The organism is Kribbella steppae, assembly GCF_004342025.1.
Lineage (GTDB): Bacteria > Actinomycetota > Actinomycetes > Propionibacteriales > Kribbellaceae > Kribbella > Kribbella steppae.
The window spans coordinates 179,882-197,101 of record NZ_SLWN01000018.1; the positions used below are offsets into that span (position 1 = coordinate 179,882).

General features: G+C 67.9%; 15 protein-coding genes. 4 read left to right on the forward strand and 11 right to left on the reverse strand.

What is annotated here, in order from left to right:
- Positions 1-17: 17 nt before the first annotated feature.
- The 9 genes from EV652_RS38485 to EV652_RS38525 all read right to left on the reverse strand — a co-directional run bounded on the left by EV652_RS38485 (position 18) and on the right by EV652_RS38525 (position 10,592).
- On the reverse strand, positions 18-1,058 hold the full coding sequence (locus tag EV652_RS38485) for a LacI family DNA-binding transcriptional regulator (protein WP_242002261.1): 1,041 nt from the start codon (positions 1,056-1,058) through the stop codon (positions 18-20).
- A gap of 33 nt (positions 1,059-1,091) precedes the next feature.
- The gene (locus tag EV652_RS38490; RefSeq protein ID WP_132214891.1) at positions 1,092-1,421 is read right to left on the reverse strand and encodes an ABC transporter permease family protein; all 330 of its coding nucleotides are present in this window, start codon (positions 1,419-1,421) and stop codon (positions 1,092-1,094) included.
- A gap of 23 nt (positions 1,422-1,444) precedes the next feature.
- Positions 1,445-2,902 (reverse strand): sulfatase-like hydrolase/transferase, encoded by a 1,458-nt coding sequence (locus EV652_RS38495; RefSeq protein ID WP_132214893.1) that lies wholly within the window; start codon positions 2,900-2,902, stop codon positions 1,445-1,447.
- Between the two features lie 66 nt (positions 2,903-2,968).
- Positions 2,969-4,606 carry an alpha-L-arabinofuranosidase family protein gene (locus tag EV652_RS38500; RefSeq protein WP_132214895.1) on the reverse strand — a complete coding sequence of 546 codons (1,638 nt, stop codon included), beginning with the start codon at positions 4,604-4,606 and terminating at the stop codon, positions 2,969-2,971.
- On the reverse strand, positions 4,603-6,093 hold the full coding sequence (locus EV652_RS38505; protein ID WP_242002262.1) for a sulfatase family protein: 1,491 nt from the start codon (positions 6,091-6,093) through the stop codon (positions 4,603-4,605). The genes EV652_RS38500 and EV652_RS38505 overlap by 4 nt, the downstream gene beginning before the upstream one ends.
- Entirely contained in the window at positions 6,090-6,920 is an 831-nt protein-coding gene (locus EV652_RS38510) for a carbohydrate ABC transporter permease (protein WP_132214897.1), read from the reverse strand. The genes EV652_RS38505 and EV652_RS38510 overlap by 4 nt, the downstream gene beginning before the upstream one ends.
- Positions 6,917-7,876 carry a carbohydrate ABC transporter permease gene (locus EV652_RS38515; RefSeq protein WP_132214899.1) on the reverse strand — a complete coding sequence of 320 codons (960 nt, stop codon included), beginning with the start codon at positions 7,874-7,876 and terminating at the stop codon, positions 6,917-6,919. The genes EV652_RS38510 and EV652_RS38515 overlap by 4 nt, the downstream gene beginning before the upstream one ends.
- The gene (locus EV652_RS38520) at positions 7,873-9,366 is read right to left on the reverse strand and encodes an ABC transporter substrate-binding protein (RefSeq protein ID WP_132214901.1); all 1,494 of its coding nucleotides are present in this window, start codon (positions 9,364-9,366) and stop codon (positions 7,873-7,875) included. Before EV652_RS38520 ends, EV652_RS38515 begins: the two co-directional genes overlap by 4 nt.
- 14 nt (positions 9,367-9,380) lie before the next feature.
- A complete protein-coding gene (locus EV652_RS38525; RefSeq protein ID WP_132214903.1) occupies positions 9,381-10,592 on the reverse strand; it encodes an ROK family protein in 1,212 nt (403 codons plus the stop codon).
- 111 nt (positions 10,593-10,703) lie between these two features.
- Here EV652_RS38525 and EV652_RS38530 point away from each other — a divergent pair, with 111 nt between their 5' ends.
- Positions 10,704-12,119 carry a sulfatase family protein gene (locus tag EV652_RS38530; RefSeq protein ID WP_132214905.1) on the forward strand — a complete coding sequence of 472 codons (1,416 nt, stop codon included), beginning with the start codon at positions 10,704-10,706 and terminating at the stop codon, positions 12,117-12,119.
- Positions 12,120-12,175: 56 nt separating this feature from the next.
- On the opposite strand, the gene EV652_RS38535 is transcribed toward EV652_RS38530, so the two are convergent.
- Entirely contained in the window at positions 12,176-13,540 is a 1,365-nt protein-coding gene (locus tag EV652_RS38535) for a serine/threonine-protein kinase (RefSeq protein ID WP_132214907.1), read from the reverse strand.
- Positions 13,541-13,605: 65 nt separating this feature from the next.
- On the opposite strand from EV652_RS38535, the gene EV652_RS38540 reads away from it, so the two are divergent.
- Entirely contained in the window at positions 13,606-14,250 is a 645-nt protein-coding gene (locus tag EV652_RS38540; RefSeq protein WP_199238639.1) for an HAD family hydrolase, read from the forward strand.
- 7 nt (positions 14,251-14,257) lie between these two features.
- Here EV652_RS38540 and EV652_RS38545 read toward each other — a convergent pair whose 3' ends face one another.
- Entirely contained in the window at positions 14,258-16,051 is a 1,794-nt protein-coding gene (locus tag EV652_RS38545) for a sigma-54-dependent Fis family transcriptional regulator (protein WP_132214909.1), read from the reverse strand.
- Between the two features lie 165 nt (positions 16,052-16,216).
- On the opposite strand from EV652_RS38545, the gene EV652_RS38550 reads away from it, so the two are divergent.
- Both EV652_RS38550 and EV652_RS38555 read left to right on the forward strand, forming a co-directional pair.
- Positions 16,217-16,462, forward strand: a complete 246-nt coding sequence (locus tag EV652_RS38550; RefSeq protein WP_132214911.1) for a hypothetical protein — start codon at positions 16,217-16,219, stop codon at positions 16,460-16,462.
- A gap of 181 nt (positions 16,463-16,643) precedes the next feature.
- On the forward strand, positions 16,644-17,129 hold the full coding sequence (locus EV652_RS38555) for a ferritin family protein (protein WP_199238640.1): 486 nt from the start codon (positions 16,644-16,646) through the stop codon (positions 17,127-17,129).
- The last annotated feature ends 91 nt before the right edge of the window (positions 17,130-17,220 follow it).

Sequence of the window (17,220 nt, forward strand, 5' to 3'; positions counted from 1 at the left end):
GCTGCGGGGCGAGCCCGTCACTGGATCGACTTGGTGTGACTGCCGGTGGTGCTTTCGCGGATTATCAGCTGGTAGGAGGCCTGCTGATCGGAGACCTGGTAAGAGGTTCCTGTGGTGAGGGCGGTGAGCTGGGCGTCGAGGGACGCGACTGCCATTCTGGCGATGGCGGAGCGGTCCGGGGAGATCGTGGTCAGGGTTGGAGTGGCTGCGCGGCCGTAGGGGATGTCGTCGAAGCCGACTACGGCTACGTCGTCGGGGACGCGGAGGCCGTGGGTCTGCAGGGCACGGATGACGCCGAGTGCGACCCAGTCGGTCACGCAGAAGACGGCGTCCGGTGGGCTCCCGGGATTCTCTGCGAGGAGCTCGGCCATCTGCCGCTCCCCCTCCTCGCCGAGGTTGCTCCGGATCGGCTTGATCCAGTCGGCCCGCTCGGGCAGCCCGGCCGCCCGCAACGCCTGACGGTAGCCGCGGAGCCTCGGGTGCCGACGATCGGTGGGACTCGAGCCGATCAGCGCGATCCGCTGACGACCAGTGTCGATCAGATGTTGGACGGCGGTCTGCGCGGCAGCCACGTTGTCGATCGCGACATGCTGGACCAGGCCCTGGTAGTTCCGCTCCCCCAGCATCACGAGCGGCGTCCGGTCGGTGCGCTCGCGCAGCTCCGCCGGACCGATCCGCTGCGAGCTCAGGATCAGTCCATCCATCCGCTGCGGGAAGTGCCCGGCCAGGGCGTCCCGCTCGACGGTCGGATCACCGGCGCTCTGCTGGATCAGCACAACCCAGTTGCTGCGCGCCGCGGCCTCCAGGACCTGCCCGGCGAGGGCGGCGAAGTACGGCATGTCCAACTGCGGAACGACCAGCGCGATCATGCCGGCCCGGCCGAGCGCGAGGTTGCGGGCCGACAGGTTCGGACGGTAGCCGATCTCCTCGATCGCGGCCTGGACCCGGGCCCGCATCTGCGGTGACACGTGCTCGAAGTCGTTGATCACGTTCGAGACGGTCTTCATCGAGACACCGGCGCGAGCGGCGACGTCAGCCAGCCGCGGTCTGGTGGTCACAGTCGCCGTCCTCCGCCGTTCACGCCGAACAGATTACTTCAGCCCGGAGGTGGCGAGCCCTTCGACGATCCGGCGCTGGAAGAACACGAACGCCGCCAGCACCGGCACCATCGTGACGATGCTCATCGCGAACATCTGCCCCCACTCGGACTGACCGGACGCGTCCAGGAAGCTCCGCAGCGCCAACGGCACCGTCAGCTTGGCCGGATCGGACACATAGATGAGTGCGGTGAAGAAGTCGTTGTAGCTCCAGATGAACGAGAAGATCGCCGTCGTCACCAGGGCCGGCCGCAGCAGCGGCAACACGATCCGCAGGGCCGCTGCTCCGAAGCCGAACAGGGTCCTTCGAGTGATTCCAGCCATCGTGCGCCTCCAGGGTGCGCGGGTCAGGCCCAGCGCCAGTTGTGCTTCGTCGTCTTCGGTACGTAGGCCCCGGCCGGCAGGTCGTCGGCGACGCGGATCAGCCAGCGCAGCAAGGTGGCTTGGAGCGCGTCCAGCACGTCATGGTGGGCGGGGTCGTCGGACAGGTCGACCAGCTCGGCCGGATCGGCACGGAGGTCGAACAGCCTTCGCTGGCCGCAGTCGTCCACGATCAGCTTGTGGTGGCCGCTGACCACCATGCGTTCGCCACCGCTCTGGGTGACGCTGTTCAGTTCGTCGTACGTCGAACCGTCGTACGCGAAATGCAGTTCCGGGCGGTCGTGCTCGTCGTACGACATACCGCCGTATCCGAGCTCGGCGTACATGCTGCCGAACTCGGCCTCGGGTCCGATCTCGCCGGCGAGCAAGGGCGCGAGGCTCCTTCCCTGTACACCGTTCGGGACGTCGGCGCCGACCACCTCGCAGACCGTCGGCAGTAGATCGACAAGAGACACCAGCTCCTCGCGGTGCCCCGCCTCCACGCCGGGTCCGCTGATCACGAACGGGATCCGCATCAGCGCATCGGACATGCCGGCGCCCTTGCGCTGCAGGCCGTACTCCCCCACGTAGTCGCCGTGATCGCTGACGAACACCACCAGCGTGTCGTCGAGCCGATCTCCGATGCCGGCCAACAGGCGGGCGATCTGGTCGTCGATCAGCCGCAGCATGCCGAGGTAGTTGGCCCGGTATCTTCGCCAGACGTCGTCGTACCCCGGTCTCTTCGCGGTGGTCAGTTCGTGCAGCCAGCGATAGCGCCAGCCGAGATCCGGGATCGCCTCCGGCCCGGCCAGGCGATCGGGTACGTCGGCTTCGGCGAACAGGCTGAAGTACGGCTCCGGTACCTGGTACGGGTTGTGCGGCTCGGGCAACGACACCCACAGGAAGAACGGATCCTCCTCGGACGTCGTGGCCAGCGCGTCGAGTGCGCCGGACACGATCCGGTACGGCAACTGCGCCTCGACCGGGTACGGCGTCGGCTCGGACGACACACCGTGGTTGAGATCGTGCAGCCAGCGGTCGAAGGCGGCCTCGGTCGCGGATGCGGCCGGGCCGTGGTCGTGCATGAACGGCCCGTGGAACGTGTCGAAGTCAGCGGCGTCGCGATGCATGTGCGGCTTCCCCGCGAAGTGCAGTGAGTAACCGCAACCTCGGAGCACGTCCAGCAGATCGTCGGCGTAGTACGCGTGCTGCGCCGTACTGTTCTGCCGCACCCGGTGAGCGGTTGGGAAGCGGCCGGTCAGCAGGCTGGTCCGGGCCGGCACGCAGGCGGGATAGCTCGTGTACGCCCGGTCGAAGGTCGCGCCCGCAGCCGCGATCCGGTCCAGACAGGGCATCGTGTCCAGCCCGAACCCGGATCCAGCAGTGAAACCGGCCCGATGCTGGTCGGTCATCAGCAACAGGATGTTGGGGCGGCTCGTCGACATGGCCGCGACCTTACAGCGCTGTAAATCCAATGTCTACAGCGCTGTAAACCGTGAGTGCCAGCGCGATCAGTCCGTGAGGGTGAAGGACAGGAGGGTGATGCTGTGCGGGGGGAAGGTGTAGGTCGGCGCGGACCACTCGATCACGCCACGGTCCCGCAGGGCGACGTTGTCCGGGGCGCTGAGGGTGTTCGAGGCGAGGACGTCGTCGACATCCGCGCCCAACTCCTTGACCGCCACCCGCGTCGGCAGCGCGCCATGACTGCCGTTCAGGGACAGGTCGGCGCGGATCGCCGCGGACCGATGGCGATTGATCACTGCGAGTCGGAGTGAGCTGCCGTCCTCGGTCTGTGCCGCGGAGACGTCGAGATCCGGCACCGTGGCCGGACGAGTGCGGAAGTCGCCGCGATGGTCGCGATCGTCACCTTGCCGTACGTCGGCCAGTCGACCGGACGACCGAACGTCGGCCGCCAGCGCGATCGGGCCGAGGTGGTTCTGATAGAGGTCCCAGACGTGGTACGTCGCCGCGCGGACGGCACCGCCTGGACGGGCAACGATCACACCGTTCGCGTTCAGCAGGTTGACGGTGTTGGCCATCGTGACCGGCGTCTCGAGTCCCCCGGCTCGGTGCAGGGCATGGAAGACACCGGCGTAGAACAGTGCGTCGGCCAGCGTTCTCGGGCTCCAGCGGTTGACGCGGCGCGACGGGCCGGTGGACAGACCGGCGACGTCGCGATCGGCCGTTCCGCCATCGTCCGACGGCAAGGGATCGGGCCACTCAGCTGGTTCGACGTGGCGGATGTTCCACTCGTCCAAGGCCAGACCGAGTGGGCGCTCGCGGCCGTGGCGGGCGGCCAGTTCGCCGACCAGGTCGGCGTACTCGACGATCTGCTGCTCGAAGTAGAGCGGTTGGGCAACGATCGCGTCGTACTCGGCGACGCCGTCCACGAGTTGTGTGGTCGCGCCGTACAGATGGAAGGAGAGGTAGTCGACCATGTTGCCGACGGCCCCGATCACTGTGTCGGTCCAGCCCTGCCGGTCGTCGGTCAGGCCGACGGCGACGAACTTCAGCGACGGGTCCACGGCTCGCATGAAGCGTGCGTGCTCGACGGCGTCCGCGGCGTACGCCTCCGCGCTGCGGTGTCCCATCTGCCAGCGCCCGTAGACTTCGTTGCCGAGTCCCCAGTACTTCACGCCGTACGGCTCGGCGTGGCCGTTGCGAGCGCGCTGCCGCGTGTAGTCGGTGTCGCCGCCGTAGTTGGTGTACTCGACCCAGCGGACCGCATCGTCCACGCTTCGGCAGCTGTGCGCGAGGTACGGCTCGGTTCCGACCTCGGCGCACCAGGCGAGGAACTCGTCGGTGCCGAAGTGGTTGCTCTCCTCCTCGCCCCACGCCAGTTCCAGCCGGCGCGGCCGCGAGTCCCGCGGCCCGATGCCGTCCTCCCAGCGGTACGGCGACGTGAAGTTGCCACCGGGCCAGCGCACGATCGGCAGGCCGAGCTCCTGGCAGAGCTTGATCACGTCGGTGCGCAGACCGTTGCGGGCACCGTCGCCGTCGTACGCCAGCGGCGAGCCCTCGTCGAACACGCCGCCGTCGATGTTGCCGAAGAAGGCGGACTCCAGGAAGTGCCCGTAGATCAACGGGTCGATGGCGTGCCGCCGGTCCCGGCGGATGTCGATCGTGGCAGTGGGGAGGTCGGAAGTCACGGTCGGGTCGTCTCCTCGTCCAGGTCGCTCAGGGCCGTGTCATAGGTCTTCGCGCCGACCTCGAACATCGACGTCATCCAGTGGTAGAAGTTGTCCCCGCGCTCGCGGAGTACGTCGTACAGGCGGCCCATCAACGCGCGACGTACGGCGGCCAGCTCGGGGTGGTCGTAGCGGTTCTGCAGCTCGTCCGGATCGGCGCGCAGGTCGTACAACTCGTTCACGTCAGCCGGGTTGACGACCAGCTTGTAGTCCTCGGTGCGGATCATCCGCTGCGGGTACGGAAAATGGTGGCCGTGGAACTCGGCGACCACTTCTGCCGGCCAGTCGTCCGGCCGCGACCCGGCGATGAGCGGCAGCAGCGACCGGCCCTGGTAGTGCGCGGGCACCTCGACGCCGGCCAGCTCCACGAAGGTCGGCGTCAGGTCGGTCAAAGTGGCGAACGCGTCCTGGACCTGCCCGGCCGGAGAGCCGGGTACGCGGGCGATCAACGGCACCCGGTAGATGTCGTCGTACATCGCAGGGCCCTTGTCATGCAGGCGATGCGCGCCGGTGAACTCACCATGGTCGGCGGTGAACAGTACGGCGGTGTCGTCGGCGAGCCCGAGTTCGTCGACCACTGCCAGGATCCGGCCGACCTGCTCGTCGATCAGCGTGACGTAACCCCAGTACGCCGCGATCAGCTCGCGCCATCGGTCCGGTCCGACGCTGTCGAACGTCCAGTGCGACGAATAGTGCTGTTGGACCCGCGGCTTGTTCGCGAACGTCTCCGCGATCGAGACCGGTAGCTCGACCCGATCGACGTCGTACCGGTAGTAGTACTCCTCGGGAAGCAAGTACGGCAGGTGCGGGCCGAACCAGTTGCACGTCAGGTAGAACGGGCGCCCGTCCTCGGCGTACCGGCGAAGCTGCTCGATCGTCCGCTCGGCCAGGAAGTACTCGAACGTGGCCTCCACCGGTTGCTCGAGGATCCCGGCCAGGAGATTCCCCGGCTCACCGTTGGCGAACGTCCCCCGCACCGGCGATCGTACGGCGAACTCCGGGTAACCGTGCTCGGCCAGGTACTGGCGATAGTCCGGGTGCTGCACCGCGTTGCCCCAACCCGGATAGTGCTCACCGTCGTACCCGAAGTCGGCCGGTCCCTTGACCTTGCCGACATGCCACTTGCCGATGTGGCCGAGCTGATAGCCGGCCTTGTGCAGGTACTGCGAGAACGGCGGGAACGCGTCGTCGTCGAGTTCCTCTCGATATCCGACGTTCCGCTCGTAGTTCGCCAGCAGGGTGTGCCGGTAAGGGAGGACACCAGTTTGCAGCGTGGCCCGGGCGGGTGTGCAGATCGCGGTCGGGGTGAACCCGTTCGTGAACCGGCTCCCGCCGGCGGCGAGAGCGTCCAGCGCGGGTGTCTCGCACACTTGGTTGCCGTAGCAGCCCAGGGTGTCCAACCTGTGCTGGTCGGTCATGAGCAGCAGGATGTTCGTGGGCGCGCTCACTGCTTCACCGCGCCGGCCAGGCTCTCCACGAACTGCCGCTGCAGCAGTACGAAGACGGCGACGACCGGAGCGAGCGACAGCACCGCCGCGGCGGCCATGCCGGCCCAGTCGGTGTCGTGCTCGCCGACGAACGCGGACATGCCGACGGCCAGCGTGCGCAGCTCGGGGTGGCTGAGGGTGAAGACGAGCGGCAGCAGGTAGGCGTTCCAGGCGGCCAGGAACTGCAGGATGAAGACGCTCACCGTGATCGGCTTCGCCAGCGGAAGCATGATCCGGAAGAAGATGGTCAGCGGTCCGGCGCCGTCCATCCGGGCGGAGTCCTCCAGGTCCTTCGGGATGGTGCGGAAGAACCCGGCGTACAGCAGGGTCGCCGCCGCGTGCCCGCCCGCGCCGAGCCCGAGGATGACACCGACATGTGAGTTCAGCAGATGCAGCTGGTCGGTCAGCTGGGTCACCGGGATGATCGTGTAGCCCTCGGGCAGGAAGAACGTCACCAGGAACACACCGATCAGGACCTTCTTGCCGACGAAGTCGTACCGGCCGAGCACGTAGCCGGCCAGCGCGCTGCGCAGGATCACCAGCACGACCGTGCCCAGCGTGATCAGGACCGTGTTCAGCATGTACGACGAGAAGCCGACCTCCGACCAGGCGCGGCTGTAGTTCTCCCAGACGGGCGCCTCGGGCAACAGATTGAGACCCTTCGAGAAGATCTCCGGCCCGCTCTTCAGCGAGGCCGACACCAACCACAGGAACGGATAGATCCAGACCGCGCACAGCAGCGCCAACCCGGTCCCGGTCAACCAGCGTGAACTTCTCGTCGCGATCATGTCATCGCCTTTCTCGCGGCGCGGATGCCGAGCGCCTGGCCGACCGCCAGCACCATGGTGAGCAGGCCGAACAGCACCGCTGCCGCGGAGGCGTAGCCGAGCTGCGGCACCGTCGCACCGAACGCGGTTCGGTAGATGTAGACCTCGACGACTTCGGAGGAGAACGCCGGTCCGCCGCCGGTCAGCGTCATGACCAGGTCGAAGACGTTCAGCGCGCCGACCATGTCGATCAGGGTGATCACCACCAGGAACGGAACCAGCAGCGGCAGCGTGACATGGCGGAACTCCTTCCACGGGCCCGCACCGTCGACCCGCGCCGCTTCGTACAGCTCGGACGGAATCGTCTGCAGGGCGGCCAGCCAGTAGATCAGCGTGATACCGAGCCACTTCCACACCCACACCCCGATGACGCTGTAGAGCGAGAGGCCGGACGAGCCGAGGAAGTCGACCGGGCTGTCCACCAGCGCGGACTTCACCAAGGCCAGGTTGACCGGCCCGCCGGCGTCGAGGATGAGGGTGAACACGACTCCGACGATCGCCCCGGTGGTCACCACCGGCAGGAACAGCAACGTCCGGAACAAGCCGCGCAACGGCGTCGTCGGCTTGTTCAGCACGATCGCCAGCAGCAGGGCCAGACCGACCCGCAGCGGTACGGCGATCGCCAGGAAGACCAGCGAGTTGCCGAACGCGTTCCAGAACAGGTCGTCGGCCCAGAGCAGCTCGAAGTTCGCGAACCCGATGAAGGTGCCGGCGTCCGCGAACCCGGGCCAGTCCAGGAACGCGTACCACCAGCTGGCGACCAGCGGGTAGACCGTGTACGCGCCGTACCCGAGCACCGTCGGAAGCAGGAACAGGTAGATCCACCAGTCGTCCCGCATCCGCCGCCAGACGGTACGACGTGGCGGCCGGGACGGCGGCGTCTCACGCCGTACCGGCGGGGCCGTCGTCGTGGTCATTTGTACTGCGCCTGCGTGTAGTCCTTGCCAGGCTCCCAGTTGTCGAAGACCCAGTCGGCCTCGCTGACCTCAGCCCCCTTCTTCTTGGCCGCGCCGATCGCCCGTTCGCGCTCGGCCTTGGCCTTGTCGGCGTACTGCTTGAAGGCTGCCTTGTAATCCTTGATCGAGCCGGTCAGCACCGCCTGGACGATCTCGCCCGGATCGGGGTGGACGTCGCGCGTCTCGGCCAGCACCTTGGCCACCGCACCGTTGCGCACCTCGGGCACCGGTGCCGTCCGGACGTCCTGCTTGAAGTACTCGATGTTCTTCTTGTACGCCGGATGCACGTCGGCCTTCTCGACCATGTCGACGAGGATCGGCGGCTGGTCCATCCGGGCCGCCAGCAGCGTGGCGAACTCCGGGGTCGCCATCGCGCCGAGCACGCCGGCTGCGGTCTTCGGGTTCTTCGCCTGGTCCGACACCCAGAACGAGCCGGACGGCGGACCGACGTACACACTCCCCCGCTGCGCCGACGGCGCCGGCAGTTGCCAGGCGGCGATTCCTCGTTCGACGGCAGGTGATTCCTCGACCATCAGGCCACCGATGAACCACGGTCCCCAGGGGAACAGCGCCGCCTCACCCGCCGCCCAGCGTGCCCGCGCGTCCCGCGGTCCGAGCGAGGACGAGGCGGGATGCAGCACCCCGTCGCTCTTCAGCGCCAGCAGGAACTCCATCGCCTGGTAGAACGGCTCGGAGGCGATGGCGATCTCGCCCGTCTTCCAGTCGGTCAGGCCGGGCGCGCCACCGATCTGAGCCAGCGCGATCAACTTGCCGGCCAGATAGTCGGTGTCCTTCATCGGCAGCAGCAGACCGTGGACCGAGTCCGGGGTCTTCTGGTCGATCGTCCGTACGGCGGTGCGGTAGTCGTCCCAGGTCGCCGGCGACTGCTCGGGATCGAGGCCGGCCTGCTTCACCAGGGCGGTGTTCACCCAGGAGGTCGAGTCGTGCCACTGACCGCTGAAGATCGGGAACGTGTACAGCTTCCCGTCGAAGCGGTGGATCCCGTCGTACACGTAGTCCTTCAGCGGCGTGCTGTCGATGTCGAAGAAGTCGCCGATCGGCTGGAACCAGCCGTTCGCGACCAGCGCGGCCGAGCTGCCGGTCAGGCCGGCTGTCGAGTGCACGTCGGGCAGCTGGTTGCTGCGCCGGGCGAGTTGCAGCGCCTGACCGAGGTCGGGCGCATCCAGCTGCCGCCGCCGCACGGTCACGTTCGGGTGTTCCTTGGTGTAGTCGGCGAAGAGGCCCTTCTCGAAGAGCTCGGTCAGCGGCCGGAACTGATCCCACCACTGGACCGTGACAGGACCCGAAGGCTCCGCCGCCGGCGCGTTCGCCTGCTCGGCCGACTGACCGCCTCCGGTGCAGGCGTTGAGGATCGGTACCCCGAGGGCAAGGCCGCCGACAGTGCGGAGAAGCTGGCGGCGGGACGGGCGATTCGTGGTCGGTGTGCTCATGGTGAGCTGCCTCCTCAACCGATGTCGTGGGCCTGGTCCTCCGGCGAGGGACCAGGGGCGGTGGCCGGGTAGCCGGCCAGCAGGGCCGAACGACGAAGCACCAGGGCGATCCCGCCGCGGGCCGCGTCGTCGTGCCCGAGGACCGCCGGTGCGATGCGCAAGTGCCGGCGGACCTGTGAGTGTGTGTACTGCCGGAGAGCCGCCCGGAGCGGACGCAACAGCTGATCGCCCGCGTCCGCCAGCTCGCCACCGATGACGACCGTGTCCGGGTTCACCGTGTTGCAGGCCGCCGCCAAAACCTCCCCGATGCGGGTGCCGGCGTCGTCGATCACCCGCCGAGCGGTCTCATCCCCCGCGTCGAGCCGCCGCAGGAACTCGTCGAAGCGCCGTACGCCGCTCTGCTCGAGAACCGCCGCCAGCGACACGTACCGCTCGAGGCATCCACGGCCACCACACGCGCAACGCGGCCCGCTCCTGTCGACGCTGATGTGGCCGAGCTCGCCTGCCGCGCCGCCCGCTCCTGAGAAGAGGTGACCGCCCAGGACGAGACCTCCGCCGACGCCGTACGACAATCGGAGGTAGAGGACGTCCTGCACGCCGGCGCCCGCGCCCCAGATCGCCTCGGCGAGCGCGGCCAGCCGGGTGTTGTTGTCGACGTACACCGGCACTCCGAACCGCTCGGCAAGACCGTCGCGGACCAGTGCGGTCCGCGAGACACGGCTCGGGTGTGGGTGATCCCCGGTCTCGGAGACGGGGCCGACGACACCCACTCCGACACCGGCCAGCGCGCTGAGTGAGATCTCCTGGCGTGCGGTCAGCTCGTCGACGAGTGCGAGTGCGAGATCGAGTCGCCGTCCCCAGGGTGTGCGTTCCGAGCAGGCGATCCCTTCGGAGGCGACCACCTCGTGCGCGACGTTCGCGACGGTGACCTGGATCCGGCGATGACCGAGATCCATGCCCAGGGCCAGCCCGCCGGCGGCGTTCAGGGTGAGCACGGAGACCGGACGACCGCGCCCCCGGACTGCTTCCCCGTTGGCCGTGGTCTCGGTGATCGCCTGCTTGGCCAGCAGGTCCTGCACGATGGACGACAGCGTCGCTCTCGACAGGTTGGCCTGGTCGGCCAGCTGTGCACGCGTCAGCGCTCCCTGCGCGCGCAGCGCGGCGAGCACCCGCTCCTCGTGGGTCTCACGAAGCAGACGGAGAGGTCCGGCGGATTCCTTGGTCACGGCAGACGACTCTGGCCGTCCTGATTATTTCTGTCAAGAGCCCGGATTTAATCACCGTCGATTTATTCTGGACTCTTGACGTTAACGAACGGGCGATCGAGACTGACGTTCATGCCCCGTCCCAACGTGCTGCTCATCTGTACCGATCAGCAGCGGTTCTCCGCCTTGGGCGCCTACGGCAACGACGAGATCGAGACCCCGAACCTCGACCGGCTCGCGGCGCAGGGTGTGCTGTTCGAGAACTGCTATGTCCAGAACCCGGTGTGCGGACCGTCGCGGGCCAGTTTGATGACCGGGCGGTACGTGCACTCACACGGACTCTGGGCCAACGGTGTCGGGCTCCCGGACGCCGAGCGACTGTTCAGCAAGGATCTGGCCGATGCCGGGTACGACTGCGGCCTGGTCGGCAAGTTCCATCTCAGCGCCTGTTTCGGTGGCCGGCTCGAGAAGCGTCAGGACGACGGATTCCGGGTCTACCGCTGGGCGCACGACCCCTACCCGGGCTCGTCGGAGAACGAGTACCACCGCTGGTTGCACACAGTCCGGCCCGATCTGATCGGGGCGGAGGTCGACTACGACTCGCTGCCGACCGAGGTGCACTACAGCCGCTGGATCGGCGACCAGACGATCGAGTTCCTGACCCGCTCGCGTCAGCGCGACAAGCCGTTCCTGTTCATCGCCAACTTCTTCGATCCCCATCACGGCTTCGACGCTCCCGAGGAGTACTTGAAGCGCTACCGGGACAAGTCGTTGAGCCGCCCGGTCACAGTCGAGGACGAGCTCACCGGGAAGCCGCCGATCCAGACCGAGGCCTCGCACGCCTCGTACGCCGGGAAGGCTCGCGGCTACACGTCGTACTCGGCCGACGAGCTGCAGGAGGTCAAGGCGGCGTACTACGCGATGGTGACGCTGGTCGACGACGAAGTCGGGCGCATCCTCGACGCGCTGGACCGAGACGGACTCGCCGAGAACACGCTGGTCGTTTTCACCAGCGACCACGGGGAGATGCTCGGCGACCACCAACTCATGCTCAAGGGCCCGATGATGTACGAACAGGCCGTGCGCGTCCCGCTGCTGCTCCGATGGCCGGGTGAGCTACCTGCCGGGACTCGTTGCCGGGAGCTGGTGCAGTGGATCGACATCGCAGCCACGATCCTCACCGCCACCGGTGCCCCCTCGGAAGGGCGAGGTCAAGGTCAGGATCTGTTGCCATTGGCAACCGGCCGCGCGAGTGGCCGCGGCTGGGCACTCAGTGAGTACCGCAACAGCGGCCAACCGTACGATCCCCCGGTCCACCTCACCATGCTCCGGCGGCACCAGTGGAAGCTCGTCGTACAGCATGGGGCTCCCGCCACGGCCGGCGATCGGACCGGCGAGCTGTACGACCTGGACGCCGACCCGGACGAGCTCCGCAATCTGTGGGACGACCCCGCGCATCGCAGCGTCCGCACCGAGCTGCAGGAGTTCCTGCTCGATGTTCTCGTCGCCACCGAGGACCGCACCCAACCTCGGGAAGCCGCCTGGTAAGGGCTAGGGCACGTCTCCTAATTCCCTGCGTGCTGCGGGGAATTAAGAGACGCACCCTAGTCGTTCCCCTGCGCATTCGGTGATGGGGTATCTGTCGCCGGGGTGCCCGTTGTGGGGGTCTCGGAGGGCGGAGTACTTGACGGGGAGGTGCTCGTCGATGTCGTTCCCTGCGTGGGCACGCTCGGCGTCGTACTGCTCTGGGTGGGCGCGCTCGTCGTACTGGTTGTCGCAGTAGGCGAGGTCGGGAGCGTGGTTGGCTGAGAGGCGCTTTGCGACGGCGGCGCCGACGTGGTCGGGTTCGTGGTGCGGGGCTGGGTCGAGCCAGTCGTGGATGAAGTTCGGGTCGCGGAAGGGCTCGGCTCCGCGGTACTCGAGCTCGCCCCCGGTTGGGGAACGACATCGGTCGTCGGGGGCACTCTCGGCGCGTCGCCGTTGAGCAGGACCACAGCCAGCACAGCTCCTGTGGTCGCGAGGAGGGCGAGCACTCCGGCCAGCAGCGCCATGTTCCGCGACTGGTCGGCCGACCCCCTCGCCACGGTATTGGTCGACTCCGTCGCCTCGGTGTCAGGCGGCTCCGGCGCGCCGACCGGGACGGTCGCGATGGTCAGGGCGGGGTCTTGCTCGGCGCGCAGGGAACCGGCCGCGATCGCGGCCGCCGATGGACGGTCGGCGGGATCCTTGGCGAGCATCTGGAGCAGGACGTGCTCGAACGGGCCGGCGAGTTCCGGGCGGAGCAGACTCGGAGATTCCGGAGTTGCGTCGACGTGCTGGTAGAGAATCGCGGCCGGGTGTTCCGCTGTGAACGGCGGTTCACCGGTGACCAGGTGGTAGAGCACGCAACCCAGCGCGTAGACATCCGATGCCTTGCCGGCCTGGGCGCCTCTCGCTCGCTCGGGCGAGAGGTAGTGCGTGCTGCCGATGATCTGGCCGGTCACCGTCAGCGTGGTCGTCCCTTCCCCTGGAAGGTGAGCGATACCGAAGTCCGCGACCTTGACGGTCCCGTCCGGCGTCAGCAGCAGGTTGCTCGGTTTGACGTCCCGATGGACGACATCCTCCCGATGCGCCGCGGCCAGGCCCGCGGCGGCCTGCTCGATCAGGTCGATCGCGCGGTCCTTCGGCAGTGAGCCGTGCTGGGCGACCTCCTCGGCGAGACTCCGGCCTTCGACCAGCTCCATCACCAGGAAGAAGCCGTCGCCGTGCTGGCCGAAGTCGTACACGGACACGACGTGGGGGTCGCTCAGCCTCGCCGCGGCACGCGCCTCGCGATGGAATCGCTCGGCCGCTCGCGCAGCGTGATCGGACGGTAACAGCAACTTGACCGCGACCGGACGTCCCAATTGTTCATCGGTGGCACGGAAGACCTCTCCCATGCCGCCCCGCCCGATCGAAGGCCCCAGTCTGTATCGATTCGCCACCAGCATTCTGACCAAGGTACCCAACGCGACCACGGAGCAACCTGTCGCCCACCGGCGTCTAGAGTTGCGGGGTGATTTCGCATGTCGTGTGGGACTGGAACGGGACTCTGCTGAACGACAACGACGCTGTACTGGCCGCAGTCAACGCGGTCTGCGTCGACTTCGGCTGCGCGAGTCTCACGTGGGCCGAGTGGCAGGCGCTCTACGCGCGACCGATGCGGGTCTCCTACGAACAGATCCTGCAGCGCCCGCTCGACGACGAGGAATGGGCCCGCGTCGACAAGCTCTACCACGAGCGGTACGACGCCCTCCTGCACACTTGCGGTCTGGCGACAGGAGTACCGGCGGAACTACAGCGCTGGGCCGAGAGCGGGCGGACCCAGTCCCTGTTGTCGATGTGGTTCCACGCCCGACTCGTCCCCACGATCGACCAGTTCGGACTCACCGGCTACTTCAGCCGCATCGACGGACTGCCCGGGGACGTCGGTGGCGGCTCCAAGACCGACAGCCTGCGGCAACACCTCGAGGCACAGTCCCTGGACCCGGCGGACGTCGTACTCATCGGCGACGTCGTCGATGACGCACTCGCCGCCCAGGCGGCCGGCACCCACTGCATCCTCGTCAACACCGGCGCCATGGCCCACATCGCCCTCGAAGCCACCGGCCTACCAGTCACCAACTCCATCCAGGAAGCCCTCCACCTCCTCGACAGCTGAGGTCGGGTCAGCGGATCCCGTAGTCGTGGATCTTGCGGTAGATGGTGGCTCGGGACATTCCCAGCGAGCGTGCGGCGTCGCGTCGGTTGCCGTTGTTGTCGAGCAGGCTGCGGATGATCGCGTCGCGCTCCAGGGCCTCCAGCTGGCTGAGGCTGCGGCGGCTGATCGCCTGCAGGTCAGCCGGCAAGTCGGCCAGCATGATGACGCCGGTCCGGCGCCGGTGATGGACCACCTGCTTCAGGACCTGGTGCAGCTCAGCGGTGTTGCCCGGCCAGGCCGATCGCAGCAGCTGGTGCAGCGCTTCCGGCGAACAGCTCAGGTCGCCGTGGCTCAACTGGCTCAGGAAGAACGGGACCAGCTCACGAACGTCGTCGATGTGTTGCCGCAGCGGCGGCACGTCGACAGTGATCGGGAACAACGTCAGCAACTCGCCCAGATCGGGCTCGTTCGAACCTCCGGTCGTCAGCGTCAACGCGACCCACGGCGGATCTGACAGCCGGCGCTCACGGCCACTGTGCAAGGCGCCGACCAGCTCGTCGAGCCGCCCCGCTCCGAGCCGTTCGGCGTGGCGGATCACCAACGCCTGGACGGTGTCGTCGGTCAGCTCCGCCTCGAGCTCGTCCGCGAAGTGATCCGATGCTCTGCCGGCATCGACCAGATGGAACGATCCGGCCGGGTTGTTCTGCCGGTGGGCCGCCCGGGTGAGCGCCACCTTGCCGGCGCCTGACTCGCCACTGAGCACGATCCAGTGCCCGGCGCGATAGGCGTTGTCCACGGCCCGGCTGGTCGCGAGCCACGGCGCGCTCCGGCCCACGATGCCCGGCAGCTCCGGGCGTGGTGGCGGCCGGTGCGCCCTGACACTGGTCAAACCCTGGCCGGACGCCCGCTCGGTGACCTGGATGACGGCACCTGCTCCCCGTCCACCTTCGGGCACCGACCGGCAGGTGATGCGCACTCGTCGCCCGCTCGGGAGCTCGACCACCAGGGCGTCGGTGCCGACCTGAGCCACCAGATCGGCGGCGTGGGCGAGGACAGCCGCCTGATCGCTGCCGTCGAGGGACTGCTGTGCGATGGCGTTCATGAGCAGCAGGTCGTCGTTGACCGCGAGCACCATGTCACTGGACCGGCGCCCGGCCAGCAGGTACTCCTGGAGCAGTTCCTGCTCCCGGGCCGAGCTGTCCCTCAGCAAAGCCGCACGGATCTGGTCCGCGGTGGTCTTGGCCAGCGTGATCAGCAGCGATCCGGCGTCCTTGCGCCAGCAGGTGAGGTCGATGGCCCCCACGGTCTTGCCGGTGATCGGGTGTTTGATCGGTACCCCGGCACAGGCGAGGTCCTCCAGATCCTCCGCGTAGTGCTCGTGCCCGAAGACATGCATCGGGCCACCGCGCTCGAGCGCCGTACCGATGCCGTTGGTGCCCGCGAACTGTTCGGAGTAGCTGAAGCCCGGCGCGAGGTGGACCCGGTCCAGGTGCCTGCTCAGCTCGGCGTCGGCGGTCAGCCGGCGGAGCACCAGCCCGTTGCGTTCGGTGAGAATGACGCTGATCGGCTGTCCGGCGAGGTGCTCGTGGAGCCGGCGCAGCACCGGGGTCGCGCTGCGGGCCAGCGGCAGGTCGAGGTCGGGGTCCGCGACATACGGCAGGTCGATCCGGTCGGCCGGGAGGTTCCACCGCCGGGAACGCACCCAGGAGGCCAGGACCGGACGGCGTACGTCGCCGACCGGGAACGGGTCGTACGTCAGAAAACTCAGCCGGGCCTGGGCAAGCTGGCGGCTGTCGCCTGACACAGGTGCCGATTCGTCCACGGGACCTCCTGGCGACGCCCGGGAGACCTGGCGGATGTAGGGGTCTCCCCCGCCGATGGCATCGCCCTCTTCAGCCTAGTACTTCGCGAGCGTTCGGTTGTCTCAGATTGAGACAGTCAGGCCGCTCGCCGAGGAGTGGGATGTGAAGAGCGGAGGAGGTACCGGATGGACGACGACCTGCCGGCCGATGAGACGTACAACCCGTGGACGATCGTGAACGCGGTCTTCCACCACCTCGCCGATGCGGGGCTGCACCCCGTGCTGGGCACGGCAGGCGATCCCGGCGACGCGGCCGCCGCTCTTCTGCTCGCGCTCGGCATCCGACCGTCCACTCCCGGCGACGCCCGGAGTCTGCAGGACGCGGAGGCAGAGCTCGCCCAGCTCCGGGAGGCCGTGTTCGGCGACCCCTGAGGCGAGGGGTCTCAATTTGAGACCTCCCGGCGACCACGGTGGCGATGTACTGCAAACGCAAGCAAGACGTGGGCTCGCGTCGAGAGCCCACGCCCACGCGGCCTCGCGGTCGGGGACGGCATCGACATGCCGGACCGGCGATGGGGCCAGGCCAGCGGCCACAGCGAGGGTGAGGAGTGCCATGAGTCGCCAGAGTGTGGCGAAGGCCCACCAGAAGATCCAGGAACTGTCCTGGGAGCCCGCGTACCACGAGCCGGTCTCTCAGTACGGGACCGACTATTCGTTCCAGAAGGCTCAGAAGAAGGACCCGCTCAAGCAGGTCCTGCGGTCGTACTTCCCGATGCAGGAGGAGAAGGATCACCGGGTGTACGGCGCCTCGGACGGCGCGATCCGCGGCAACATGTTCCGCCAGGTCCAGGAGCGCTGGTTGGAGTGGCAGAAGTTGTTCCTGAGCATCATCCCGCTGCCGGAGATCTCGGCGGCCCGGGCGATGCCGCTGCTGTTCCGGACGGTGCCGAACCCCGAGTTGCACAACGGCCAGGCGATCCAGATGATCGACGAGGTCAGGCACTCGACGATCCAGCAGAACCTCAAGCGCCTGTACATGAACAACTACATCGACCCGGCGGGCTTCAACTCCAGCCTGCGCAACTTCCAGAACGACTAATCCGAAAATGGACCGGGTCGGGCGTGCGGCAAGATGCCGGTGGAGCGCAGGGGAGCCGGTTGTGGTTCAGGCGGCGGGTTCGAGGGTGACG

Bases quoted from the DNA above. Each gene is read 5' to 3' on its own strand.
- EV652_RS38550 (WP_132214911.1), top strand. From the start codon at position 16,217: ATGGACGACGACCTGCCGGCCGATGAGACGTACAACCCGTGGACGATC.
- EV652_RS38555 (WP_199238640.1), top strand. From the start codon at position 16,644: ATGAGTCGCCAGAGTGTGGCGAAGGCCCACCAGAAGATCCAGGAACTG.
- EV652_RS38535 (WP_132214907.1), bottom strand. From the start codon at position 13,540: ATGCTGGTGGCGAATCGATACAGACTGGGGCCTTCGATCGGGCGGGGC.
- EV652_RS38490 (WP_132214891.1), bottom strand. From the start codon at position 1,421: ATGGCTGGAATCACTCGAAGGACCCTGTTCGGCTTCGGAGCAGCGGCC.
- EV652_RS38530 (WP_132214905.1), top strand. From the start codon at position 10,704: ATGCCCCGTCCCAACGTGCTGCTCATCTGTACCGATCAGCAGCGGTTC.
- EV652_RS38515 (WP_132214899.1), bottom strand. From the start codon at position 7,876: ATGACCACGACGACGGCCCCGCCGGTACGGCGTGAGACGCCGCCGTCC.
- EV652_RS38520 (WP_132214901.1), bottom strand. From the start codon at position 9,366: ATGAGCACACCGACCACGAATCGCCCGTCCCGCCGCCAGCTTCTCCGC.
- EV652_RS38510 (WP_132214897.1), bottom strand. From the start codon at position 6,920: ATGATCGCGACGAGAAGTTCACGCTGGTTGACCGGGACCGGGTTGGCG.
- EV652_RS38495 (WP_132214893.1), bottom strand. From the start codon at position 2,902: ATGTCGACGAGCCGCCCCAACATCCTGTTGCTGATGACCGACCAGCAT.